The following is a 25,424-nucleotide window of genomic DNA, read 5'->3' as shown; positions in this document are numbered from 1 at the left end:
GTTAAAAATAACGATAATTTCTATGTATTAACGGTGACAAGAACGTTCCCGTTTTTCCACGGATGGCCTTTTCGGCAAGGGTTCCTCCCTTCCTCTGTTCTACGTCGGATTATAGATTCGCGGATTAATTCCGTGAGATTTCTCACAAAGCCCAAAAAAGCGTCTACGCTGTTTTAAGGTTCTGATCACCGACCAGTGATGGAGAAGCTATGAGTTCATCGTGTATAGAAGACGTCAGCGTACCGGATGATGACTGGTACCGCATCACCAATGAATTATTGAGCCGTGCAGGCATTACCATTAATGGCCCGGCACCGGCGGATATTCGCGTAACAAACCCCGATTTTTTCAAACGCGTATTACAGGAAGGATCGTTAGGGTTGGGTGAAAGTTATATGGATGGCTGGTGGGAATGTGACCGGCTGGACATGTTTTTTAGTAAAGTCCTGCGCGCGGGTCTTGAAAACCAACTCCCCCGCCACTTTAAAGATACGCTACGTATCGCCACGGCCCGCCTGTTCAATTTACAGACCAAAAAACGTGCGTGGGTCGTCGGTAAAGAACATTACGATTTAGGCAACGACCTTTTTACCCGCATGCTGGACCCTTATATGCAGTATTCCTGCGCCTACTGGAAAGATGCCGACACCCTGGAATCTGCCCAGCAGGCGAAGCTAAAAATGATTGCTGAAAAGCTGCAGTTGAAGCCAGGAATGCGGGTGCTTGATATTGGCTGCGGCTGGGGCGGTTTATCCCAGTTTATGGCATCACAGTATGGCGTTAGCGTAGTGGGTGTGACCATTTCGGCAGAACAGCAGAAAATGGCGCAGGCGCGTTGCGCGGGGCTGGATGTCACCATTTTGCTGCAGGACTACCGAGACCTGAACGACAAATTTGATCGCATTGTCTCCGTGGGCATGTTTGAGCATGTGGGGCCGAAGAACTACGCCACCTATTTTGAGGTGGTCGATCGTAATTTAAAACCTGACGGTCTCTTTTTGCTGCATAGCATCGGCTCCAAAAAGACCGACAATAACGTTGACCCGTGGATCAATAAATATATCTTTCCGAACGGCTGTTTACCGTCAGTTCGCCAGATAGCTAACGCCAGCGAGCCACATTTTGTGATGGAAGACTGGCATAATTTTGGCGCGGATTACGATACAACGCTGATGGCCTGGCACGAGCGTTTCATGAGATCCTGGCCCGAAATCGCCGATAACTATACCGAACGTTTCAAACGGATGTTCAGCTATTACCTGAACGCCTGCGCGGGGGCGTTTCGTGCTCGCGACATTCAGCTATGGCAGGTGGTATTTTCCCGCGGCGTTGAACACGGTCTGCGTGTTCCCCGCTAATCGTTATCGCCCCCGAGCCAACGGGGGCTTGACACTACGCTCCCGCTTCGCCCGTGACGTGACTGATGGCGCATTCACGCGCCGCCAGCACACGCTCAACGGTATCAACCACCGCCTGAGTTTGAGGGTCAATTTCAATGTTGACCCGCGCGCCCAGCTTTTTCTTGCCAAGCGTCGTACGCTCCAGCGTTTCCGGGATCAAATGCACACAGAAGCGCGTCGGCGTCACTTCACCGACCGTCAGGCTGATACCGTCAATACCGATAAATCCTTTGTACAGGATATATTTCATCAGCGATGGATCCTGAACCTTAAACCACACCTGTCTGTTGTTCTCAGAGGTCAGAATTTTCGACACTTCGGCGGTAGTCATAATGTGGCCCGACATTAAATGTCCGCCAATTTCATCGCTGAATTTTGCCGCCCGCTCAACGTTGACCAAATCACCGACCTTCAGGTCACCCAAATTGGTGATGCGCAGCGTTTCTTTCATCAGATCAAAGCTTATCTGGTTACCGTTAATTTCGGTGACCGTCAGGCAGCACCCATTGTGAGCAACCGATGCGCCAGTCTCCAGCGCATCCAGCATATATTCAGGCAACTCCACGACATGCGTACGAAAATTTGGTTTTTCATCAATGGACACCAATTTCGCGGTGCCCTGCACAATACCCGTAAACATACTTCAAACTCCTGAACTCAATTAAGACATCTCTGCACAGCACAATAGCAGGTGGAAATTCAGGTTGCCAGCGATGCGCCGCGCCTGCCTGTTTTTTCACTGGAGAATTACGTATTCCTCGCTACAATAGACTGAAATTTCCCCTGCATTTTCTCCTTGCTGCCAGATAAGGCGGCTTTTTTAGTCTCTCAAATAACAACAATATAGTGGTGTACACGTGCAAAAGTATGTAAGTGAAGCGCGTCAGTTATTAGCTCTGGCAATTCCGGTGATTCTTGCGCAAATCGCTCAAACCGCAATGGGATTCGTTGATACCGTCATGGCGGGCGGATACAGCGCCACGGATATGGCGGCCGTCGCCATTGGTACGTCCATTTGGCTGCCGGCCATTCTGTTTGGTCACGGACTACTGCTGGCATTGACGCCGGTAATTGCGCAACTCAATGGTTCCGGACGCCGGGATCGAATCGCCCATCAAATACGCCAGGGATTCTGGCTGGCGGGCAGCGTATCCATTCTGATAATGGTAGTGCTGTGGAACGCAGGCTACATTATTCACTCCATGCATAATATTGACCCGGCGCTGGCGGATAAAGCCGTCGGCTACCTGCGCGCGTTGCTGTGGGGGGCGCCTGGGTATTTGTTCTTCCAGGTAGCCCGTAACCAGTGTGAAGGTCTGGCCAAGACGAAACCGGCGATGGTGATGGGATTTCTCGGCCTGCTGGTGAACATTCCGGTTAACTACGTTTTCATTTATGGGCATTTAGGCATGCCGGAACTGGGCGGCGTGGGCTGCGGCGTAGCTACGGCAGCGGTTTACTGGGTGATGTTTATCGCCATGCTGTCTTACGTAAAACGCGCACGCTCGATGCGCGATATTCGTAATGAGCGTGGTTTCCAGAAACCGGACACCGCCGTAATGAAACGTCTGATTCAACTGGGTTTGCCTATCGCGCTGGCGCTATTTTTCGAAGTGACGCTGTTTGCGGTGGTGGCGCTGCTGGTTTCCCCGTTGGGGATTGTCGACGTAGCCGGACACCAGATCGCACTGAACTTCAGCTCGTTAATGTTCGTTTTGCCGATGTCTCTGGCTGCAGCCGTCACCATTCGTGTCGGTTATCGTCTGGGCCAGGGATCAACATTGGATGCGCAAACTGCCGCCAGAACGGGTCTGGGTGTCGGGGTCTGCATGGCGATGGTAACGGCGATTTTCACCGTGACATTCCGCGAGCACATAGCCCTGCTCTACAACAATAACCCGGAAGTAGTCGCTCTGGCGGCGCAGCTCATGTTACTGGCCGCGGTGTATCAGATATCGGACTCTATCCAGGTTATTGGCAGCGGTATCCTGCGTGGTTATAAAGATACGCGTTCCATTTTCTTTATTACCTTTACGGCATACTGGGTGCTGGGTTTGCCAAGCGGTTATATTCTGGCGCTTACCGATCTGGTCGTTGACCGGATGGGACCGGCGGGATTCTGGATGGGCTTTATTATCGGCCTGACCTCTGCGGCGATACTGATGATGCTGCGCATGCGGTTTCTACAACGCCAGCCATCAGCAGTTATTTTACAACGCGCCGCGCGATAACCCCATAACAGCCGCCATCTGGCGGCTTTTTGACAGCTTCAGAAGGGGCTGGCGTTTTCGGCATTCACCCACTGTTTGTGGACAGGATGCCTGAAATGCAACTCACTGGCATGCAGCATCAGCCGCGGGGTTAGTTCACTGCCTGGCAGTAGACGCCCGCCATACAAATCGCACCCCAAAATAGGATGCCCCAACTGTTGACAGTGGATCCGTAGTTGATGGGTTCGCCCAGTTTCAGGCGTCAGTTGTACGCGCGTCAAGGGGAGTAAAGTCCCCTCCTCCAGGGGGTGATAAAAGCGCTCAATAACCTGATAGCGCGAGCGGGCAGGTTTGCCGTTAATAGCGCAAATCGACATCAGTGGAAACAGCGCCGGGTCTTTGGCAATCGCTGCGTCGATAATCCCTTCATCGTTTTCCAGATGTCCGCATAACAGCGCGCTGTATACCTTAGTGACCGTACGCTGGCTAAACTGCTGGCAAAGCGCGGCATTGATAGCCTTGTTGCGGGCAACCACCATCAGCCCTGAAGTCCCAAAATCAAGCCGATGAACCAGCGTGCAGCCGGGGTAAATCTGTACCAGCCGGTAATGTACCGAATCAAGATTCTGCGGATTTTTCCCCGACAAGCTAAGCAGCCCGCTGGGTTTATTGATAAGCACCAGGTGCTCGTCCTGATAGAGGATCTCTATCTCGTCATGACAAGGTGGGGCAATGAAGGTATCGAGGATCGTAGACATGAGCGGCCTGGATAAAGTGTGGGAACGGATGATAACGAATTTTGACCAGCCAGGCGAATCGGCGCGCTTAACCCATGGCAATCATTGCATGATAGAGTGTGGATTATCCCGAGTGCGATGAGAGGGTTACACAGTGCAACAAATCGATTTTTACATGGTAGATGCCTTTACCACCACGACGTTTGGCGGTAATGCCGCAGCAGTCTGTCAGCTCGTTGACTGGCTGCCCGATGAAACATTATTAAAAATGTCGCAGCAGCATAACCAGTCTGAAACTGCTTTTTTTGTCGCCAAGGAAAATGGCTTTGAGCTGCGTTGGTTTACCACTCAGGGAGAAATCAATCTGTGTGGGCATGCCACTCTGGCCGCCGCGCATGTCATCTTTGAACATCTGGATTACCCGGACACTACCCTCCATTTTGCTACCCGGTTTGTGGGTCCGCTGACGGTCACACGCAGCGGTGAATGGCTGACGCTTGATTTTCCGGCCTGGCAAAGTGAACCTGTCGAGCCGCCCACCTTATTGTTGGAAACATTAGGCGTCACCGAATACAAAGAGGTGCGCGTCGCACGCGATTACATGGTGGTGCTGGAGAATCAACAGCAGGTTGAGGCAGTGCGCCCAAACATCCACGCCATGCTTCCGCTGGGGAAAATGGTTTGTATCACCGCACCGGGTGATGGGGAATACGATTTCGTCAGCCGTTTCTTCTGCCCGGGCGAAGCCGTTGCGGAAGACCCCGTCACAGGCTCGGCACATAGCATGCTGATCCCTTACTGGGCTGCAAAACTGAACAAAACACAGATGCTGGCGCGCCAGGTCTCGGCACGCGGCGGGGATTTACGCTGCCAACTGACAGGAACGCGTGTTTACATCGGCGGACAAGCTGTAACTTATCTGACGGGTCACGTGCTGTTGCGCTAACAGCCTTACCCGAATTAACCCATCCATGGAGGATTTATGTCGAACAAACTCGTACAGATACACTTTGATTTTCATGGTCCGTTTGGGGCTGAGATGTCGAATCAGCTCGTTGAACTGGCCGAATCAATCAACCAGGAGCCAGGGTTCATCTGGAAAATCTGGACCGAAAACGCAGCAAATAATGAAGCGGGTGGCATCTACTTGTTCCAGGATGAAAACACCGCGCTGGCCTATATCAAAAAACACACGGCCCGCCTGAAGCATTTAGGCGTGACAGACGTGACGTTCAAAATCTTCGATATCAATGAACCATTAAGTAAGATTAACCACGGTCATATCGGCTAATATTTTCCCCCAGACGCCCCGCTCCGGGGCGCTGCTACACTCTCCTGCCGTCCCCCTCATCAAAAGCCCCCCCTTTTCGCCACCTCACGATGGCGAAATAGCGTGTGCCGCGTTTGCAATAGTTCACAAAATTATCACCCGCGAAAACTACCACTAGCCGAAAGCAGTATGAAAGCGTATAAATAAGACAAACAGTATTATTTTATACAAAGTGAATTATCATCAGCTACAGGAGATTTCTTTTGTCCGTGGACATTACATCGAACTCATCTGCCGGAAGCTTCCCGCCAGCAGGTCATTACTCGCACAGTACAACGGCTGGCGGCTTCGTCTTCATTTCAGGGCAGTTGCCGGTTACTTTTGATGGCGAGAAAAAAGCGGATGCCTCTTTTGAAGATCAAACCCGACTGGTACTCAAGAATATTGATGCTTGTCTGGCGGGTGCTGGAGTTTCCCGTCAGCATCTGGTGTCTGTTCGCGTCTATGTGACGGATATGAACCAGTGGCCGACGTTTAACAAAATCTATGGAGAATGGATCGGTGATTTCCGCCCATCCCGTGCCGTAGCAGGCGTTGCTGAGCTTCATTATGGCTTCGCGCTGGAAGTTGAAGCCATTGCGTTGGCCCCACAAGCGTAACGTTTAACGACATACAGGTGAACAACAATGACTGAAATGACACTGCCAGATTATAACGATGTGGCCGCTGCGGCAGAACGCATCGCCGATTATGCCAACAGAACGCCGGTGATGACCTCCCGAACGGTTAATGAAGAATTTGCTGCTGAAGTTTTCTTCAAGTGCGAAAACTTCCAGAGAATGGGCGCGTTTAAATTTCGCGGCGCCATGAATGCGTTGCGCCAGTTCACCCCGGAACAACGCGCTGCGGGCGTCGTTACTTTTTCTTCCGGCAACCACGCGCAGGCCATTGCCCTGTCGGCAAAATTGTTGGGGATCCCGGCGACCATTATCATGCCGCATGATGCCCCGGCAGCTAAAGTTGCCGCAACAAAAGGCTATGGCGGAAATGTGGTGATGTACGATCGCTATAGCGAAGATCGTGAAAAAATTGGCCGGGACCTGGCAGAAAAACACGGGTTGACGCTAATCCCGCCTTACGACCATCCGCACGTGATTGCGGGCCAGGGCACCGCCACAAAAGAGCTGATTGAGGAAGTGGGTCAGTTAGACGTTCTTTTCGTGTGTCTGGGCGGCGGCGGGCTGCTTTCAGGATCCGCACTGGCAGCGCGACATTTGTCTCCTGACTGCATCATCTATGGCGTCGAGCCCGAAGCAGGAAATGATGGTCAACAGTCGTTTCGCAGCGGCAAAATTGTTCATATCGATACACCTAAAACCATTGCTGACGGCGCTCAAACTCAACATCTCGGGAATATTACGTTTCCAATTATCCAGCAAAACGTGAACGATATTCTGACTGTCTCAGACGATGAATTAGTCGCCTCAATGAAATTTATCGCTGAACGAATGAAAATTGTCGTGGAGCCGACCGGTTGCCTGGGTTTCGCCGCCGCCAGAGCGCGTAAAGCTGAACTGCGTGGTAAGAAAATCGGCATTATCATCAGCGGTGGCAACGTGGATATCAGCCGTTACAGTGAATTCCTTGCCGGGTGATCGAAAAGGTATCTGCTAAGCGGATACCTTACTATTGTCTGTACATTCCCGTCTGGAAAAGCGAGCCCAGCTCACTGTAAACTGCTCGCAATCGTGGCAACAGGCATCACCGCAGGAGACTGGCATGCCAAAAACCGACAACAATTCACTTCTCTGCCAAATTGATACTATCGCCAGGGGCTTGAGTGAGACCTTTTCTCCATTTTGCGAAGTGGTAGTTCATGATCTCAAAAATCCTGAACATGCCATTTTATCCATCCATAATAACCTGTCAGGACGTGAACCCGGCCAACCGGCAACAGAGCTTGGCCTGGCCAGAATCGCATCGCCTGAATTTCCCAGTATCATTGCCAACTACAGCAACCAGTTTGCCGATGGCCGCCCGGTGAAAAGCACGTCCATAGGCATCAAGGATGAAAAAGGCATATACGTAGCAGCACTGTGTCTGAATGTGGATATGACGCTGTTTCGTGGCATGCAGAGCGCCCTCGCGCGTTTTACTGAAACCACAGACTCGCCTGTTAAGGAACATATCGATCCTGGTAGTAATGAAGTCATCCGCCAGCGTATCGATGACTTTGCAGCTAAGCGCGCCACAACGGCCCGCGCCCTTAAACCTGAAGACCGTAAGCGACTGATTCAACAATTACGCAAAGACGGTTTGCTTAACGTACGAAAATCTATGGATACCGTCGCGCAGCATTTGGGCGTTTCCAGGGCTACCGCTTATCTGTATGCCCGTCAGTCAGTTCAGGCGGGTGAATAAACGGGTTCAGATAGACCACACTTGCCGCAGCATAGAATGTCTGCTCTTGATTACCGACACGAAGCGCTCCCGCTATACTAAGGGCGGCTTCGTGCCCAATTTCGTGTCCGATATAGTTATCCACCAGTAAACAACCAAATCCCGCTGCAGTGAAAAAATAAACCTTTATTTTCGTGCGTATTTATTGGCGCTGAGTAAATAGATGACTTATTTTTGTACGTACACAGTGAAATTTAGCTTTACTCAAATAACACCACCAGCATTGCTAATGCATCACAATAGAACAAATAACAACTAACCCACTGATTTAAAAGAATTTAAAAAATACTGAATTTATTGCACCAATAATACCTATGCAATATATATAAATAGCGTGATATCTAAATTATAATTCTTTTACATCCGGCTGATTGGTGAGGTAAGAATGCGGTTAATGGTCATGTTGGTAAGCTTTGTACTCTCCACCCAGCTTTGGGCAGGTGAACTTTCCAGGCCCACCGGTAAAGTTCTTTTAACGCTGTCGGGTAATATTGAAAATACAAATGCTGATGGGAAAGCCGTTTTTGATACCGCCAGCCTCGAGAAGCTCGGCATGGTCAGCTTCCAGACCACCTCCCCCTGGTATAATGGACGCACTACCTTTACGGGTATTCCACTTCAAAAAATCATGGATTATGTCGGGGCGAATGGCTCTGTTGTGAAGGTCACTGCGCTCAATGACTACACCACCGTTATCCCTCTCAGTGATTTCAAAAAATACAATGCTATCCTTGCTTTAAAAATCAACGGAAAATATATGCGCATCCGTGACAAAGGCCCGCTATTCATTGTGTACCCCTATGACAGCATGCCAGAACTGAATAATCAGATTTATTATTCAAGGTCTGCATGGCAGGTCAGTAGTATGGATATTGAGTAAACGTTCAGAGGAACATCATGAACAGAATACTGGCTGGCATCATCTTTTTTCTTTTTATATCTACCGGGTATATCTCTTTCCTAGTGCATGAACGGCAACAAGAGCTACAGAAACTGACTCATTACACCGATTCCTGGTCTGCTGCTCAGTTGGTATCACAATATTACCGATTTGAATCGTTGCTTGGTCTTTACACTATCGATGATACGATGAATCTCGATGATGTACGTATGCGTCTCGACATTATGCTCAGCCAGAGTGATTTGATAAAAGAAGGTGACCTGGGGCGCTACATAGAAAGCAATATAGCCCACCGTGAGCTGGCGGTAAAACTTGAAAATACTCTTAGTTATCTGGATGTTAATCTTGAGAGCATGAATCGTTCAGCACTCCAGGCATATCTGAAAAAAATGCATGCTCTGGATGCACCACTTGGCCGTCTTTCATCCGGTGCCTTAAACAAGGATGTTAACTCGATCAATAACGCCAACCAAAAAATTCAAACGCTGTACTATATTTACTCAGCTACCTCTGTATTGTTGATAATACTCAGTGCGATTCTGGGCGTGCTCATTTTCTATCAAAACAGAAATATTCTGCGGGCGCACCTTCAGGTCAAGAGTCTGGCCCAAGAACTGCAGAAATCTAAAGAAAAGCTACAAATCCAGAATGCTAAACTGGAATATGACGTCTACCATGATTCTCTTACCGAGATGAATAACCGCCAGCTATTCTGGAGCGATTTAAATAAAACAATCGAGATAGCAGAAAAAAATAACGATGCTGTGACCGTGATGTTGTTCGATTTAGATCGATTCAAAGAGGTAAATGATACGTATGGTCATGATGCTGGTGATATGTTATTGCGCCAGATATCAGACCGTCTGATTTCGATGAGCCTGACTTCGGATACCCTGTATCGCTTAGGAGGGGATGAGTTTGCGTTTCTGTCGAGCGGTCTGACAGAAAGCCGGGCCGTTTCACGAGCCCAGAAAATAAGTGATTTTATCAGCCAGCCCTACACTATTTACAACACGATTATCAACATAACTACCTGTGTTGGCATCGTTATCTCAGAAACTGAACGTCGCTCCGACTATCTTTATAAATTTGCCGATTTGGCCCTGTATGAGGCCAAAAATGAAGGCTCAGGTAAGATAAAAGTCTTTCGGCAACGCATGTTAGAAAAGCTGCAAGAAAGCAGAACGCTTGAGCATGATATGGCATTGGCAATAGTGAACAAAGAATTCGTGGTCTATTACCAGCCTATTGTCGATTCTTTCAGCCAGAAAATTTACAGCTATGAAGCGCTGATTCGCTGGATTCATCCTCTAAAAGGTCTGCTGTCGCCTGATAGCTTTATTCCTGTTGCTGAAAAAACAGGAATGATTAATGAGATGGGTAAAGCGGTGCTTGAAATTGCCTGCAGGGAAGCGGCGTGTTGGGCGGTTCCGGCTAAGATTTCGGTCAATGTCTCCCCTGTTCAGCTAAGCAGCAAAGGCTTTGCCGGCATCGTGTTAACCATACTGAAAGAAACAGGACTTCCACCGGACCGCCTCGAACTGGAAGTGACAGAGTCTTCTCTCTTTACTGAGAGTACGACACCAATGAACACGCTTAATAAGCTCAGAGCCCTGGGCGTGAAAATTTCCATCGATGATTTTGGTACCGGATACTCGTCTCTTTCGCGCCTCAGCAGACTTGCCTTCGATAAAATCAAAATAGACAAATCCTTTGTGCATTCGATATCCACACAGGAAGACGCCCTTAATATCATCAAACTGATCACCGGCATGGCGAAATCCCTCAATATGAAGGCTGTTGCAGAAGGTGTTGAAACGCAGGAGCAACTTGAAAGTCTTCAGGCACTGGGCTGCGATTTTGCACAAGGATATCTGTTTGGCAAACCTCAGCCTTGCATTGATGAGGAAATCAGAAACGGTTAAATCACGGACGACACATTTACTCGTGGATACAGGGCCGCGTTTTTTCTCATCTGCATACCGCGAGCGTTATCCCTGCGGGATCGCAAGGATAACCTTCGCAAACATGGTTATATCGGCCCCATGTTGATTCGCTATCAGGCTACTTGATCATCAACCGTAGTGCTAAATCATTCGGATAAGGATCAAAATAGTTCTGGGTAAGCAAATAGCTGTCCGGGTATTCAGCAAGATAGTGCTTGAGTAGCGTCAGTGGCGCCAGTATTGGCAGCAGCCCGCCGCTATAGTTGAGGATAACGTCACGTAACTCTCCGCGCTGGCGGGTGTTTAATCGATCGCGGAAGTAGCCCTGGATATGCATCAGTACGTTGGTGTGATTTTTCCGCGAGGCGGGCTTTTTAAGGATTGCCATGAGCTTTTCGCGATAAGCCACAAAAAAAGCGTCCAGATCATCCCACTGATGGAGCGATGCAACGAATGGACCAATCTCCCGGTAACCTGCCTGGTGATGGGCCAGAAGCTGAAGCTTATAGCGACTGTGGAAATTGAGTAAGCCGTGACGAGTAAGACCATCGGCCCGCAGCCTATTAAGCTCATGTAACGCGAACACTCGCTCGACAAAGTTCTCCCTCAGCACTGGATCGTGCAAACGGCCATCTTCTTCGACTGGCAACCACGGGTAGCTTTCCATCAATGCGCCGGTAAACAGGCCAGTGCCCTCTTTTCGGCCACGATTTCCTTTTTCGTCATACAACCTCACTCGCTCCATACCGCAGCTTGGTGATTTAGCACAGACAATAAAACCCGACAGATCGCCAAGTCCATCGATATATGAAGCAGCGAAATCGGACATTTTATCGGTGACATCCTCACCTGGCGCATGGCTAAAACACATGCGGATATTCCCTCGTGCGGTTTGAACCAGGCGCAACGCGGGACGTGGTACAGGCAAACCGATGGACATCTCCGGGCAGACAGGTTTGAAAGTCACCCACTGAGCCAGCTCATCCATCACAAACCCCATCCGTTTATGCCCACCGTCGAAACGCACGGCTGAACCGGTTAAACATCCACTAATCCCGATGACAGGTTGAGTGTTCATAACGACCCCCTCGTTTATTGACGACCCTTTTCGGGAAAAAACATAACGGTTTCACTATTAAATCATAGCGTACGATATCTGCTGTGAGTTCAACTGATAGATGCAAGTACTCAAAAAAATCCTGGCCGCCAGGGGAAGTGGTTAGCGGTTTTAAGATGCCTTTCGAGTGAACTGTTGCTCAGTAATAGTATTACCCCATTGATCGCCTTCCCATTCTTTCGATAATTCAAATCCGAATGATTCGTACAATCGTCTTGCCGCAGTAAGTTTATTAAATGTCCACAATTGAACCGAAGAGAATCTCTGCTCATCACAAAATCTCATCGCTTCGCCAATAAGTTTTCTACCCAGTCCGCTGCCACGACACCCATCGTCAAGGATGAACCAGCGCAGATGCGCCTCATTATTCCCCAGATCCTCACCGTCAATTGCAACTGAGCCGACTATGCGCTCATTCACGATTGCCAGCCAAATCTGATTACATGGCTTGTCCAGACGACCAGAAAAATCAGCAAGACCTGCGGCAACCTTCCCTTCAAAAAAACTGCCGAAGTTATGTTCTCTGGCGTAATAGCCGCCATGCATTTCAGTAATACGACCTATCATGCCGGGATGATAACCCGTGACTATTTTTACGCTGTTACGCAGGTTACCCTCGTTTCTTTCACGACAGCCTTTCAACGCGTTGGCATAGGAAGAAAGACCTTGTAATACAGCTTGCTGTGTAAACGGATCGAGCTTACCAAGTGCTGCTCCGACACGTTCGTCAGCATAAGTATTGATGCTATGTACGGTCTCCACGCCCTTCCCGGTAAGGCTTAGCCGTTTTGTCCTCGCATCTTCAGCAGAAGGAGCTTCTTTAAGCTCTCCGGCTTCAACAAGTTTAGCGAGCATGCGGCTAACGCTGGACTTCTCTAGCCCCAAGATCTGGACCAATTGAGCGGCTGTCAATGACCCATGTGTTTCAATTTCAAGCATGGCGTGAACTGCTGAAGGAGGATAGTCGGTTGCAGCCAGGTTTTGGTTCATGAACCCAAGCTCTCGCACCATTAAGCGTGATGCCGCACGTATGTTTTGTATGTTACTTAGTTCAGAAATCATGAGCATTACCCTGCAACAATAGTTGCATCATACAACCATTGGTGTGAGGAATTTGTCAATCCCTTATTTTATATCCGCTTCCCGCTCGAAGTAGACCTTGCGATGCATCAGGCTGTCCGTTTCGTGCCATGAGCTGACATAACGATTCAAGTCATCAGTTTTTTATCTATTGTTAAAAGCCAGAGCCTATCTGAGAAGGAATGAAAATTGTCACGTGATATCGGCATTTACATAATTATAGAAAAATTCCCACCAACTAATGACCTCAGAGATTCAATCATTCAGTCAGGCTTTCCCTGCGAACTGGATGATGAATTTGATCCTCTAACGTTCAGCGGCTTCTTACCATGTTCTGTTAATGGTTCACCTTCGGGCTTCGAATATATTGCACGTGAGGTGGATGGTGATGAACTTAATGAGTTAAATACTACCTTCGTACCTGACTTAGTTATTGTGTTTTCAACAGGTGGATATGAACTTGAGTGGATATCGGCTTTAGCGACAGCATGCTGTATTGCTGGTCTTGCCGGAGGACTGGTAGTGGACTACTTAACTGGCGATCAATATCTTACTAATGATGCTGTTAAATGGGCGAAATCTCAGATGTCAATTGTACGCTCCTAACTTTAGTAAATTTAAGTTGTCGTAGCCTGCTTCCGGCAATCAATTACATCTCTTTATCAGCAGTAAGGCAAGTGGATGCCGCTGGACAATCATTCGCTAACAGAGCCTGCTCCTCGCTCGCAGCAGACCTTCGCTGCTGACCTTTAAAAGCCAGGAAAGAACCTTCATATGACAGGGCGTCCGCTCATGCCTTGTCATCTTTCTTCTTAATATCTGCAGCTAAAGTTGGTAATTCCCCTGAACGGTTCTATAGTCGTGACTGCTTCTCATTACAGGGTTCACTAATGCGATTTAACGGACTGACTAAAGGTTTCTTCATTTTCATACTTGCCCTCGTGACCTGGGCATTCTTCGATGTATTGTCCCCCTACTTTTCCGCCATTTTGTGGGCCGCAATCCTGACCACTATCTTTAACCCGGTGAAAAACAGACTGCGCACGGCGCTTGGGGAACGCAACGGGCTGGCGTCACTGCTCACCATCGGCATCATTTGTCTGATTGTCTTTATCCCACTGATGATAATCCTCTCCTCGTTAGCTATTGAGCTGAACGTGGTCTATGCCAAATTACAACAAAACGACACTCAGTTTCCCGAAGTGGTCACCGCCATTATTTCTTATCTTCCTGACTGGGCCAGAAGTTTCCTCGCAGAACATAATCTGGATAACGTCGCGCAGATTCAGAAAAAACTGTCCGACATTGTCCTGCAGGGTGGACAGTACCTCGCAGGCAGCGCATTCCTGATTGGCAAAGGAACATTCGGCTTTGCTATTAGCTTTGGCATCATGCTGTATCTACTGTTCTTCTTACTGAAGGACGGACCGTACCTGGTGCGCCAGATTCTGGACTCATTACCGCTTTCCGATTTTGCCAAACAGCACCTGTTTGCCAAGTTCGTCGGGGTGACGCGGGCAACGGTCAAGGGCACGGCGGTAGTGGCATTAGTTCAGGGTATCCTGGGCGGCATCGCGTTTGCCATTGTTGATATCGACGGCAGCGTTCTGTGGGGCGCGCTGATGGCGTTTCTATCCCTCGTACCCGCCGTCGGCTCAGCAATCGTCTGGGTACCAGCGGCAATATTTCTCTTCGCTACGCACCAGTTGTGGCAAGGGCTGTTTATCGTAGGTTTCTTCGTGATTATCGTCGGGCTGGTGGACAATATCCTGCGCCCGCTGCTGGTGGGTAAAGACACCAAAATGCCGGACTACCTGATTCTGATTACCACCCTCGGCGGCATGGAGATCTACGGCATTAACGGCTTTGTGATTGGCCCCCTGATTGCCGCACTGTTCATCACCTGCTGGAACCTGTTTTCCGGGCGTGACCATGCAGGTAACGTGGAAGGAATCGACGAAGCCTTTATGGAAGAAGGAAAAAATCCTCCAGATTTATGATGGCAGGACGATAACAGAAGGCGGTCCTCGGACCGCCTTTTTTATTTTCACGCAAAATCATACGTTTCCTATAATTTCAATCATGCGTATTCATTAATCGTCGCAGAAGGAACTAATCAGTGCGAATTGCCACAATCACCAACTGGGCCTACAGCGCGACGGTATGTCTGACCATAGCCTCCGGCGTTGTCATGTTGATGGCCTCCAGCGCCGATAACACCGAACGCCAGGTGGTGGAGCAGCGATACCAATTCGATCAGCTGACCGAAGAAGTAGAGCTCGACGCCTGGTCGCTGTCCGATCTGGCACGCGAATATGTTATTGCAAAAGATCCTGAGGCGCTTAATGCCTACCGTCAGAAAGAAGCATCGCTAAAAGTGGTGGAACAGCGGTTGTCGAAGCTAAAAGACATCGGGGCAACGGATGAAGAGCTGGCGCTGTTACATGAAGGACTACAGATTGTTGATGCCCTGCAGGATGAACAAGCTACGGCGCTTGCCAGCGTCGCGCGCGGAGAAGAGTCGCAGGCCATCGCCCTGCTGTACGGGAAAACTTATGAACAAGAACTGGAGCGCGCCCAGGATCGGATAGACCATTTCCGTCAGTTGCTCGACAACCGCGTACGCAACACCATTGAAGATGCTACCCAGGCATCGCGCACGCTACGTACGGCCTCGGAAGTGATGGTCGGGCTAACGGCACTGCTATTTTTGTTTGTCCTCGGCTTTATTTTAAAACGCCGCGTATTACGCCCCGTTGTACGGCTGAGCGATGTGGTTAACCGTCTGGCGTCGCAGGATTACGCCGTGGAAACGCCCAGCTTTAACCAGATCGATGAAATCGGCGATATGGCGCAGGCGATCCGAATTTTTCGCGAAAACGGCCTGGTACGACAACGACTGGAGAAAGAACGAGATGCCGACTGGGCTATCCGCGAGCTGCTGGCGCGCATGACTCAACGTTTGCAGGGCTGCGAGAGTTTTGCCGATGTCATTAATGTGGCCGAGCTGTTTGCGCCAAATATTGCCCCGGGTATTGCCGGGCGGCTTTACATACTGGACCGCGAACCCTGGCAGATGCGCTGCGTTGCGCAATGGCTTTCACCACAGGGCAAAGCAGACGCTTTCCACCCGGACGAGTGCTGGGCTGTGCGCCGTGGTCAGAGCCATCCCCCGGTGCAAGGCGAACCCGATATCGCCTGCTATCATCTGCCGGAGTCATGCCAGCAGCACACTTTGTGCGTGCCACTGATTGCCCAGGGTGAAGCCATTGGTCTGCTCTCATTCCAGAACCTCAGCAAAGATTCTGCTCCCTCACGGGCGTATCTGGAGCTGATGGCGGAAGCACTCGGTCTGGCGTTAGCCAACCAGCGCCTGCGCGATGCGTTGCTGGAGAAAGCGCTCTACGATCCGCTAACCGGACTGCGCAACCGTCACCATCTGGAAGATACGCTACGCACCCAAATGAGCCAGGCAGTACGTAACAAAGAGCCGATAAGCTGCCTGATGATCGATATCGACCATTTCAAAAATATTAACGACCGCTTTGGTCATGAGGCAGGCGATAGCGTGATAAAAAGTATCGCGGCGACTATTCAACGCGTTGTCCACGACAGCGGCATGGCCTTCCGCTACGGCGGCGAAGAATTTCTGGTGCTGCTGGCTAATACGGATGAACAGGCCGCTAACCGCTTTGCAACGGATATCTACAACGGCGTACGCGAGCTGTCGCTGCGCTTTGGCGTCTCTGACATTGGTCACGTCGATGTCTCTATCGGCGTTGCCAGTTATCCACAGCACGCCCAGAGCGACAACCTGCTGCGCGCCGCAGATGTCGCGCTGTACCGTGCTAAAGAGTTGGGACGTTCGCGCATCGTTAGCTTTGGCATGCTGGAAGCAAGCTGAGTTACGCCGGCATTACGTGCATTGCTTTACCTCTGCGCCAGGCGGTGATATGTTAACTGTATGAACATAAAACACGATATCACCGCATTTAATTACAACCAGTGGTGGCTGCCTTCTTAAAGGCGGTCAGAATGTGTTTTCCCCATTTTTAGATAACCGCCGAAAGGCGGTTATCTGCATTTAAAGACCCCTTTCGGTTTTATGATTAAGGAGTCTTACATGTACAACAAAACCATCATCCTCACTGGCGATCGACCCACCGGCCCGCTGCATCTTGGCCACTATGTTGGGTCTCTGCGCCAGCGTGCTATTCTGCAACATGATTATCAGCAGTTTATATTGGTTGCTGACCTGCAAGGGCTAACCGATAACGGCAGCACGCCGCAAAAGATCCGGGACAATATTCCCGAAGTACTGGCCGATTACCTCGCCGCTGGTATAGACCCTTCACTCACTACCATTTGTCTGCAATCTGCACTGCCCGCCCTCGCTGAGCTGACCACTCTTTATATGAACATCGTCACCGTAGCTCGCGTGGAGCGTAATCCCACAGTCAAAAACGAAATTGCGCAGAAAGGTTTTGCCCGCTCGTTACCGGTTGGCTTTCTGGTTTATCCCATCAGTCAGGCAGCAGATATTACAGCTTTCAAAGCCGAAGTGGTTCCCGTCGGCGACGATCAGTTGCCAATGATTGAACAGACCAATGAGATCGTACATAAGATGAATAGCCTGTTACCAGCCCCCGTCTTGTCGCACTGTAAAGCGTTGCTGAGTGAAACCAGCCGCCTTCCAGGGATTGACGGTAATGCCAAAATGTCTAAATCGCTCGGTAACACATTACTCTTATCCGCCAGCGAAGAGGCTATTCATCATGCGGTCAGCGCAATGTACACCGACCCTAATCATCTAAAAGTCTCCGATCCGGGGAAAATTGACGGCAATATGGTATTCACTTACCTCGACGCTTTTCATCCGGATAAAGCGAAAGTGGCTGAGATGAAAGCGCATTATCAGCGCGGTGGACTGGGTGACCGGGCATGTAAAAACGAGCTGGAGATGTGCCTGCAAGAGCTTATCGCCCCGATGCGCGAGCGGCGGGCAACCTACATCCAGGATAAAGGCATGCTGATGGCGATGCTCAAAAAAGGAAGCGAACAGGCGCACGAAATTACGCAGCAGACATTAAGAGAAGTGAAGCAAGGTCTGGGTTTACCGGTATTCTGAGCGCTGATAACACCCTTTTCGATAAATAAAGATAGCTCCCGACGAATTACTATCGCCGGGAGTTATCAGAAGCTGACACGCAGCTTATTGGTCAAATACAGTAAAAGTTAGTTATCTTTAACCCGCTAAAATATTCTGCGTTACATCCTGGTATGTCCTGAACTTGCTTAGAAATGATATTAATTAAAGAATGATTTTTGCCAGAATGAAACCGACTGGTACCGCAACCACTATAGAGATACAGCCCGGCAAAAAGAATGGATGATTAACTATCTTAGAACCATTCCATCGTTTACTTAAAAATGAACCTGTATCATCGGTTGCAATAGCAAATGCAGTTGTTGGATAAATATTAGTGAGATAAAGTGCGCTAACCGCGACAAAACTGGCCAAAATTGCATCAGCACTAATCCCAATAGAAGCAGCAATAGGCATTAATAAGGCACACGTTGCCCCCTGACTGAATAACATTGCACTGGTACAGAAAAAAACAACTGCAAGTAAACCAGGATATAAACGCAACATATCACTGGCTTGTATTTTTATCTCGTCAATGTGTGCGCCAATAAGCGTACTGCTTAACCACACAATACCTAATACCACTACTAATGATTCAGCACCAGATTTAAATATAGGTGAATTCTTCAGCTCTTTCATATCCAACTTGCATATAAAAATAATGACCGTGGAAACAACAAACATGGTGATGATTATTAAATCGCGGGAGTTAATTTTGTGTCCAATAACTGACTTAAACATCAACATACAAACTACAAATAAAACACCCATCAGGAATATCACTACCGATGATTTAGCGCTGGCGGGAGTCTCATAGCTGACATGTTTATTTATAACTACTTTATTTTCCTGCATAACTTTCCTACAAACGGGATCATCAGCCAGTTTTTCGCCCTGTTTACTGGCGATGAAAGCTGCAACCAACACAGCAAAAAAAGCGGTGGGGAAAACAATCAACATAGCATCAGCAAAACTGACTCCCATTACCTCTACTGTACCATACATAATTGCCGTGGCGGCAGAGATTGGTGAGGCTGTAATCCCTAACTGTGAGGCTACAACAGCAGAGCTTAATGGCTGACTGGGTCTGATGCCGTTATCTTTTGCAACTTCCTGAATCACATTCATGACAGACATGGCGGTATAACCTGTCCCGGAAAGTACTGTCAGGATAAAGGTCACAGTTGGCGCAAGAATATTAAGGTAACCTGGATTATTGCGTAATAATTTCTCTGTCACAGTTACTAAATAATCCATTCCGCCAGCCTGTTGCATTGCAGAGAGCGCGACAATAGTAGACAGAATAATGAGCATAACGTCGACAGGTGGGCTCCCAACCGGAACATCAAAAATAAAAACTGCAATTGCTAATCCAACCCCACCAGCGAACCCTACGCCAATCCCTCCCCAACGGGCGGCAAGCATGATAGTCCCTAGCAATAAAGCGATATGTAAAATCACCATATATTTGACCTGTTTAAAATTATAATTCACGCAAAAGGGATGTAAAGGTAATGAATATAATTATTCATTACCTTAAGTTAAAGTTAGTTGTTTATCACATCGGTTGACTACGAAATATTCATTTCCTTTTTATACTGTTTAATTACTGCTGTACTTTTTTGTGGGTCAGTCATATTCATTGGGTCAAGCAAATAATCTGCCTGTTCTGGCGTCAGCAGCTTTTCTGCTAACACGACCTGTTTTACACTGGTCTGCTGCTGATACGCAGCCTTAGCAATTCTGGACCCAACCTGATAGCCAAACAGTGTTGCGATGATGGTCGAAAGCGCCGTACTTTCCTCTGCATAACGCGTGCTCACTTCTTCGTTGATCGCTATATCCTTCAGGCAGTTATCAATAAATAAGGGTATACCTTTACTCAATAACGAGCAGGACTCAAAGAGAGCTTTCAACAATACCGGTTCCCACACGTTCAGATCCAGTTCCCCCCCCTCAACAGCCATCGTCACCGTCAGGTCATTGCCAATTACCTGATACGCAATTTGATTTATCAATTCAGGCATCACTGGATTAATTTTTCCCGGCATAATTGATGAGCCGGGTTGAACAGCAGGAACAATAATTTCATTAAAACCGGCTCTTGGTCCTGAACCCTGAATACGAAAATCAGTAGCCATTTTTGAGAGAAATGCAGCTATTTTTTTTAGCTGCGAGGAAAATTCAATATAGAAATCACCATGTTGGAGACCATCGAAGAAATCTGATTCTGGGGCATATTTATCTCCAGTAATACTTTCCAGCCACTGATAAACTGCCGGAAGATATCCTTCGTGAGTGGATAATCCTGTACCTATTGCTGTTGCTCCCAACGGTAAAAATAATGCTTCTTCGCTTACTTCCACCATTTTCGCTTTAAGTTTACTGACCTGTGTGCGATAAGCGCCAAATTGCTGGCCAAACGTCATCGGCACTGCATCTTGTAAGCAGGTTCTCCCCAACTTTACCTTGTCAGCGAACAAGCAACTTTTTTCTGACAACACGGCTTCAAGTCTTTCTAATTGAACTAACAGTTGATTTATATTCATACGGCTGGTCATTTTCATCGCCGCTGGAATGACGTCATTGGTTGACTGTCCCATATTAACGTGGGTATTCGGGTGAATCTCATCATATCCACGTTTGCCAGTGATAATCTCATTGGCACGGTTTGCGACCACTTCATTCATATTCATGTTAGTTGAAGTGCCGCCTCCCCCCTGGAATATATCAATAGGGAAATGGGCATCATAATCTCCGGCCATTACCTCCTCTGACGCTTTAACGATGGCTGATGCCTTCTGTTGATCCAGAGCACCAATTTGTCTGTTAGCCTGTGCTGCTGCTTGCTTGATTACGGCGATAGACCATAAAAAGTGCGGGATTTCTCCTGCGGTTTTTCCTGACACTGAGAAATTCAACACCGCACGTTGTGTTTGAATACCGTAGTAAGCCTCGTCTGGCACCATTAAAGTTCCTAATAGATCCTTCTCTTCACGCATTTTTCTATCTCTTGTGTATTAAGGTTGCCAATACATTAAATTACCGATATGACAGATAGTTTGAAGTAGCTCAAAGAAAAAATACCATTTAAAAGTTAGATAGATACTATTAAAAACAGTAATAATCCGGGGTGTAAATGAAGGATATCAACTTCGACTTTAAGCAATTACAGGCATTTCTGGCCGTGATAGATACAGGCTCATTTACAGCTGCAGCCAAGAAACTTAGCGTAACCCAGTCATCAATTTCACAGCAGGTTGCGAACCTGGAACTCGCCTTAAATACTGCTCTGGTTAACCGTTCTCAACGCCCAATCCAGATGACAATAGCCGGGCAGGCTCTCTCCCCCCTTGGGAAAAGAATTATTGATAACGGTGTCCACCTTCAAGAACATATCAATGCTATAAGCGATGGGCATATCTCACATCTGAAAATTGGTTTTGTGGATTCAATTAGTAAAACTGTTGGTCTGGATATCCTTAAGTTCCTGCAACCACAGGTGAAGCATATTTTACAGGTAACTGGCACAGCATCAGGATTGCTCCTGGCGCTGAATAAGGGGGATATTAATCTGGCTGTAACGATGTTGCATACGGAAATGCCGCCCAATGTTAAAATGTACCCATTGATTGAGGAGGAATTCCTCTGTATTTGCCCAAAAGGATGGCCGGAAACAGAATTGGAAGAATTATGTAAGCAACGGAACTACATTGCTTATACCAAAAATACGCCAACAGGGATCCAGACACTCAACTGGCTGAAATGGCAGAATTTCTCCCCTTCAATTCAGTTTGAAATTGATAATGCTGATGAGATTTTAAAGCTAATTGCCTGCGGGTACGGATGGACGTTGACTACGCCGTTATTTATTACCACCTTTCCAGCTTTCTCTGACTCACTGAAGATCATTCAGATCAATAAACCCAAAGAGCGTCGCAAAATTGTTTTGTTGTGCAAGAATGATGAGCTTTCAGGATTTTATAAGAACCTGGCATCTGAGATTCGTTCAATACTGGAATTGAAACTGGAGCAGCAGTTTTACAATCACCTGAACCTGGGTGCTAATTCACTATCATAAATGGGTATACGTACCTGCTTGTTACCCAACCAGTAGGTATTGGCTCTGTCATGCGCCCGGTATAAGCAACAATCGCTTTCAGATGTGATCAGGATAACTATAAATACTATTCTTCAGATGAAGAATATCTGAGGGCGGTCTGAATTCTCTGAAACAGCATATGAGAGAAGTTGCGTTATGGTGTGGTTCTGACTGTAGCCTATTTTTCAGTTTCGTTCATGTAGAGGCCATTCGCTGAAAGCATGCACCGGGCTGAAGTGAACTAAACGGAAGGCTTTTAATGGAAAAAAACGGCGAATTCAGACCCTGGAAAGAGAGTTAACATCAATCAACGAGGAATACGTAATGACAGATGATAAAAGTAAACACCCGAAAGTGGATCATGCTGAAGAAAACGCATTTTTCCCTTCTGACTATTCTCTGAGTCAGTTTACCAGCCCAGTATCTGACCTTAGTGACTACAACTATCCCAAACAGTACATGGGAGAGAAAAAGGTGCTGGTCATCGCTGCGGATGAGCGTTACCTGATGACTGATAGCGGGGCTCTGTTCTCAACAGGAAACCATCCTGTTGAAACGCTGATTCCAATGTATCACCTGCATGCCGCCGGTTTTGATTTTGACATTGCGACAATATCAGGTTACATGACCAAGTTCGAATACTGGGCCATGCCGCATAAGGATGAAAAAATTATGCCATTTTTCAGCGGGTATAGGGCTAAGTTTCAAAATCCTGAGAAATTGTCCAATATATTGAGTAGCCTGAACGAGCAAAGTGAATATGCTGCCGTGTTTATTCCTGGTGGCCACGGCGCACTGATTGGACTGCCAGAAAGCAGCGAAGTAGCCGATACCCTTCGCTGGTTCATGAACAATGACCGCTTCGTCATATCCCTTTGCCATGGCCCTGCAGCATTCCTTTCGCTACGTAATGGCGATAACCCTCTTAAAGGCTATTCTATTTGTGCTTTCCCTGATTCAGCTGATAAGCAGACGCCTGATATAGGTTATATGCCTGGTCACCTCACATGGTATTTTGGCGAAGCGCTTAAGCAAATGGGGATGAACATTGTTAATGAGGATATTAAAGGAAGCGTTTACAAAGATCGTAAGGTGCTCACTGGGGACAGTCCTTTTGCGGCCAATGCACTTGGTCAACTGGCAGCTAAAGAGCTTCTTTCAGTTTATGCCTCCTAATCATTGTTAGCTAAAGTGTATAATACAGGAATCGGCTTATTTTTCTTATAGTAAGGCGTAATTGATCTGGCAGAGACAGTCACATTGATATATGTACCTGTCAGATCATATTTATGGTGTTTTGGGCTTGTGGAAGATTTAGTGATCCTGCTTTCGGGTCGTCAGGTCAGGACGAAATACCAGTCTCCGCTCATGCTAATAAGTCTCTGAAACTATTTTTCATAAAAAACAACATCTTAAAACCCTCAGCGACATACAATTTATATTTCTAATTGTAATGATAACCATTCTCATATTAATATGACCGCGTGATAATTAACTTTTGATGCATTCCGCATGTCTGACCACGCCACTACCACTGCTTCATTTACGCTCGAGTCGCTTTATGGCGCACATCACGGCTGGCTGAAAAGCTGGCTGACGCGCAAACTCCAGTCCGCCTTTGATGCAGATGACATTGCCCAGGACACTTTCCTACGGGTAATGGGCAGCGACACGCTCTCGACAATCCGCGATCCTCGCTCCTTCCTGTGCACTATCGCCAAACGAGTGATGGTCGACCTGTTCCGCCGACACGCGCTGGAGAAAGCCTACCTGGAGATGCTGGCGCTTATGCCTGAGGGGCTGGCGCCTTCGCCCGAGGTACGGGAAAGCCAGCTCGAAGCCCTGCAACTCATCGACTGCATGCTTGATGGACTAAATGGCAAAACACGCGAAGCGTTTCTGCTTTCGCAACTGGATGGTCTGACATACAGCGAGATCGCGCTAAAGCTGGGTATTTCCGTCAGCTCGGTGAAAAAGTATATGGCAAAGGCTATCGAACATTGTTTGCTGTTTCGACTGGAGCACGGCCTGTGAGCGCTTCTATCACCGATTCTCGCCGCCAGGCATTGCGATCGGCATCACACTGGTATGCCGTATTGAGCGGCGAGCGCGTCAGCCCACAGCAGGAAGCGCGCTGGCAACAATGGTATGAAGAGGACAAAGATCATCAGTGGGCATGGCAACAGGTTGAAAACCTGCGCAGCCAACTCAGCCACGTACCGGGCGATGTCGCCAGCCGGGCATTGCACGATACACGCCTTACCCGTCGCCACGTCATGAAAGGGTTACTGTTGCTGCTGGGCGTGGGCGGCGGCTGGCAGCTCTGGCAATCTGAAGCCGGTGAAGGGCTGCGCGCCGACTACCGCACCGCCAAAGGCGCGGTCAGCCATCAGCGGCTGGACGATGGCTCGCTGCTGACGCTCAACACGCAAAGCGCCGCAGATGTTCGTTTTGATACGCGACAGCGCGCTATTCACCTCTGGTACGGTGAAATTGCCATTACCACGGCAAAAGACGCCCAGCGGCGGCCTTTCCGGGTGATGACCCGCCAGGGTCAGCTCACCGCCTTAGGCACGAAATTCACCGTCTTCCAGCAGGACAACGCCACGCGCGTCATCGTTCAACAGCACGCTGTTGAAGTCATATTGGCAAACCGTCCGCAGGAAAAACGCATCGTCAACGCTGGTGAGAGTCTGCTGTTTAGCGCGTCTGAGTTTGGTGCGATAGCTTCAGCGGATGATGACAACGCCGCCTGGACCCAGGGCGTACTGAGCTTCAGCGATAAACCGCTGGGTGAAGTGATTGCCGCGCTCGGCCGTTATCGCAACGGCGTGCTGCGTTGCGATCCGGCTGTGGCCGGACTGCGCCTGAGTGGAACTTTCCCGTTGAAAAATACTGATGCGATCCTGGATGTGATTGCCCAGACACTTCCAGTTAAAATTCAGTCAGTTACACGATACTGGGTAAATATATCCGCATTGTAAGAAAAATAATTCTCATTTCGATTGTCCTTTTTCCCCTTCTCGTTCGACTCATAGCTGAACACAACAAAAAT

At 48.4% G+C, this 25,424-nt stretch carries 23 protein-coding genes; 17 read left to right on the top strand and 6 right to left on the bottom strand.

What is annotated here, in order from left to right; genetic code table 11:
• Positions 1-209: 209 nt before the first annotated feature.
• Positions 210-1,358, top strand: a complete 1,149-nt coding sequence (gene cfa / locus WHR59_RS11380; RefSeq protein ID WP_043016442.1) for a cyclopropane fatty acyl phospholipid synthase — start codon at positions 210-212, stop codon at positions 1,356-1,358.
• A 34-nt stretch (positions 1,359-1,392) separates the two neighbouring features.
• Here the strand turns inward: cfa and WHR59_RS11375 are convergent, their stop codons facing one another.
• Positions 1,393-2,040, bottom strand: coding sequence for a riboflavin synthase subunit alpha (locus WHR59_RS11375; RefSeq protein WP_087050600.1), 648 nt, complete (start codon positions 2,038-2,040; stop codon positions 1,393-1,395).
• A 217-nt stretch (positions 2,041-2,257) separates the two neighbouring features.
• On the opposite strand from WHR59_RS11375, the gene mdtK reads away from it, so the two are divergent.
• Positions 2,258-3,631, top strand: coding sequence for an MdtK family multidrug efflux MATE transporter (gene mdtK / locus WHR59_RS11370; RefSeq protein WP_047411470.1), 1,374 nt, complete (start codon positions 2,258-2,260; stop codon positions 3,629-3,631).
• A gap of 38 nt (positions 3,632-3,669) precedes the next feature.
• On the opposite strand, the gene WHR59_RS11365 is transcribed toward mdtK, so the two are convergent.
• A complete protein-coding gene (locus tag WHR59_RS11365) occupies positions 3,670-4,368 on the bottom strand; it encodes an RluA family pseudouridine synthase (protein WP_181231382.1) in 699 nt (232 codons plus the stop codon).
• 133 nt (positions 4,369-4,501) lie between these two features.
• On the opposite strand from WHR59_RS11365, the gene WHR59_RS11360 reads away from it, so the two are divergent.
• The 7 genes from WHR59_RS11360 to WHR59_RS11330 all read left to right on the top strand — a co-directional run bounded on the left by WHR59_RS11360 (position 4,502) and on the right by WHR59_RS11330 (position 10,903).
• Positions 4,502-5,293: a PhzF family phenazine biosynthesis protein gene (locus tag WHR59_RS11360; protein WP_338844006.1), complete on the top strand. Its 792-nt coding sequence runs from the start codon at positions 4,502-4,504 to the stop codon at positions 5,291-5,293.
• A gap of 36 nt (positions 5,294-5,329) precedes the next feature.
• Complete coding sequence (locus WHR59_RS11355) at positions 5,330-5,638, top strand: monooxygenase (protein WP_043016447.1); 309 nt, start codon at positions 5,330-5,332, stop codon at positions 5,636-5,638.
• A gap of 242 nt (positions 5,639-5,880) precedes the next feature.
• On the top strand, positions 5,881-6,276 hold the full coding sequence (locus tag WHR59_RS11350; RefSeq protein WP_172863067.1) for a RidA family protein: 396 nt from the start codon (positions 5,881-5,883) through the stop codon (positions 6,274-6,276).
• A 27-nt stretch (positions 6,277-6,303) separates the two neighbouring features.
• Positions 6,304-7,272, top strand: coding sequence for a threo-3-hydroxy-L-aspartate ammonia-lyase (locus tag WHR59_RS11345; RefSeq protein ID WP_080625134.1), 969 nt, complete (start codon positions 6,304-6,306; stop codon positions 7,270-7,272).
• A 124-nt stretch (positions 7,273-7,396) separates the two neighbouring features.
• The gene (locus tag WHR59_RS11340; protein WP_087050602.1) at positions 7,397-8,038 is read left to right on the top strand and encodes a helix-turn-helix transcriptional regulator; all 642 of its coding nucleotides are present in this window, start codon (positions 7,397-7,399) and stop codon (positions 8,036-8,038) included.
• A gap of 424 nt (positions 8,039-8,462) precedes the next feature.
• Positions 8,463-8,957 carry a molybdopterin-dependent oxidoreductase gene (locus WHR59_RS11335; RefSeq protein WP_043016451.1) on the top strand — a complete coding sequence of 165 codons (495 nt, stop codon included), beginning with the start codon at positions 8,463-8,465 and terminating at the stop codon, positions 8,955-8,957.
• A gap of 17 nt (positions 8,958-8,974) precedes the next feature.
• Positions 8,975-10,903: a putative bifunctional diguanylate cyclase/phosphodiesterase gene (locus WHR59_RS11330; RefSeq protein ID WP_047411482.1), complete on the top strand. Its 1,929-nt coding sequence runs from the start codon at positions 8,975-8,977 to the stop codon at positions 10,901-10,903.
• Positions 10,904-11,042: 139 nt separating this feature from the next.
• On the opposite strand, the gene WHR59_RS11325 is transcribed toward WHR59_RS11330, so the two are convergent.
• Positions 11,043-12,002, bottom strand: a complete 960-nt coding sequence (locus tag WHR59_RS11325) for a YbgA family protein (RefSeq protein ID WP_172863068.1) — start codon at positions 12,000-12,002, stop codon at positions 11,043-11,045.
• Between the two features lie 150 nt (positions 12,003-12,152).
• Positions 12,153-13,103 (bottom strand): helix-turn-helix domain-containing GNAT family N-acetyltransferase, encoded by a 951-nt coding sequence (locus WHR59_RS11320; protein WP_338844004.1) that lies wholly within the window; start codon positions 13,101-13,103, stop codon positions 12,153-12,155.
• Positions 13,104-13,310: 207 nt separating this feature from the next.
• Between WHR59_RS11320 and WHR59_RS11315 the strand changes: the two genes are divergently transcribed.
• The 4 genes from WHR59_RS11315 (at position 13,311) to trpS (ending at position 18,249) form a co-directional block, all read left to right on the top strand.
• Positions 13,311-13,727, top strand: a complete 417-nt coding sequence (locus WHR59_RS11315; RefSeq protein ID WP_338844003.1) for a hypothetical protein — start codon at positions 13,311-13,313, stop codon at positions 13,725-13,727.
• Positions 13,728-14,011: 284 nt separating this feature from the next.
• Entirely contained in the window at positions 14,012-15,121 is a 1,110-nt protein-coding gene (locus tag WHR59_RS11310) for an AI-2E family transporter (protein ID WP_047411496.1), read from the top strand.
• A gap of 119 nt (positions 15,122-15,240) precedes the next feature.
• Positions 15,241-17,025, top strand: coding sequence for a diguanylate cyclase (locus tag WHR59_RS11305; RefSeq protein WP_338844002.1), 1,785 nt, complete (start codon positions 15,241-15,243; stop codon positions 17,023-17,025).
• Between the two features lie 219 nt (positions 17,026-17,244).
• Complete coding sequence (gene trpS, locus WHR59_RS11300) at positions 17,245-18,249, top strand: tryptophan--tRNA ligase (RefSeq protein WP_043016457.1); 1,005 nt, start codon at positions 17,245-17,247, stop codon at positions 18,247-18,249.
• A 183-nt stretch (positions 18,250-18,432) separates the two neighbouring features.
• On the opposite strand, the gene WHR59_RS11295 is transcribed toward trpS, so the two are convergent.
• Together WHR59_RS11295 and WHR59_RS11290 are read right to left on the bottom strand one after the other, a co-directional pair.
• A complete protein-coding gene (locus WHR59_RS11295) occupies positions 18,433-19,731 on the bottom strand; it encodes an anaerobic C4-dicarboxylate transporter (RefSeq protein WP_043016458.1) in 1,299 nt (432 codons plus the stop codon).
• Positions 19,732-19,838: 107 nt separating this feature from the next.
• A complete protein-coding gene (locus tag WHR59_RS11290; RefSeq protein ID WP_213733085.1) occupies positions 19,839-21,269 on the bottom strand; it encodes an aspartate ammonia-lyase in 1,431 nt (476 codons plus the stop codon).
• 137 nt (positions 21,270-21,406) lie between these two features.
• Between WHR59_RS11290 and WHR59_RS11285 the strand changes: the two genes are divergently transcribed.
• From WHR59_RS11285 to fecR, 4 genes are all read left to right on the top strand, one after another.
• Positions 21,407-22,348, top strand: a complete 942-nt coding sequence (locus tag WHR59_RS11285) for a LysR family transcriptional regulator (protein ID WP_338844001.1) — start codon at positions 21,407-21,409, stop codon at positions 22,346-22,348.
• 345 nt (positions 22,349-22,693) lie between these two features.
• Positions 22,694-23,545: a glyoxalase III HchA gene (gene hchA, locus WHR59_RS11280; RefSeq protein ID WP_043016461.1), complete on the top strand. Its 852-nt coding sequence runs from the start codon at positions 22,694-22,696 to the stop codon at positions 23,543-23,545.
• Between the two features lie 336 nt (positions 23,546-23,881).
• Positions 23,882-24,403 carry a ferric citrate uptake sigma factor FecI gene (gene fecI / locus WHR59_RS11275; RefSeq protein ID WP_043016462.1) on the top strand — a complete coding sequence of 174 codons (522 nt, stop codon included), beginning with the start codon at positions 23,882-23,884 and terminating at the stop codon, positions 24,401-24,403.
• On the top strand, positions 24,400-25,353 hold the full coding sequence (gene fecR, locus WHR59_RS11270) for a ferric citrate uptake sigma factor regulator FecR (RefSeq protein WP_338843999.1): 954 nt from the start codon (positions 24,400-24,402) through the stop codon (positions 25,351-25,353). The genes fecI and fecR overlap by 4 nt, the downstream gene beginning before the upstream one ends.
• The last annotated feature ends 71 nt before the right edge of the window (positions 25,354-25,424 follow it).

Source organism: Citrobacter europaeus, from assembly GCF_037482245.1.
Taxonomy (GTDB): domain Bacteria; phylum Pseudomonadota; class Gammaproteobacteria; order Enterobacterales; family Enterobacteriaceae; genus Citrobacter; species Citrobacter europaeus.
This window is presented reverse-complemented; position numbering and strand designations above follow the sequence as displayed.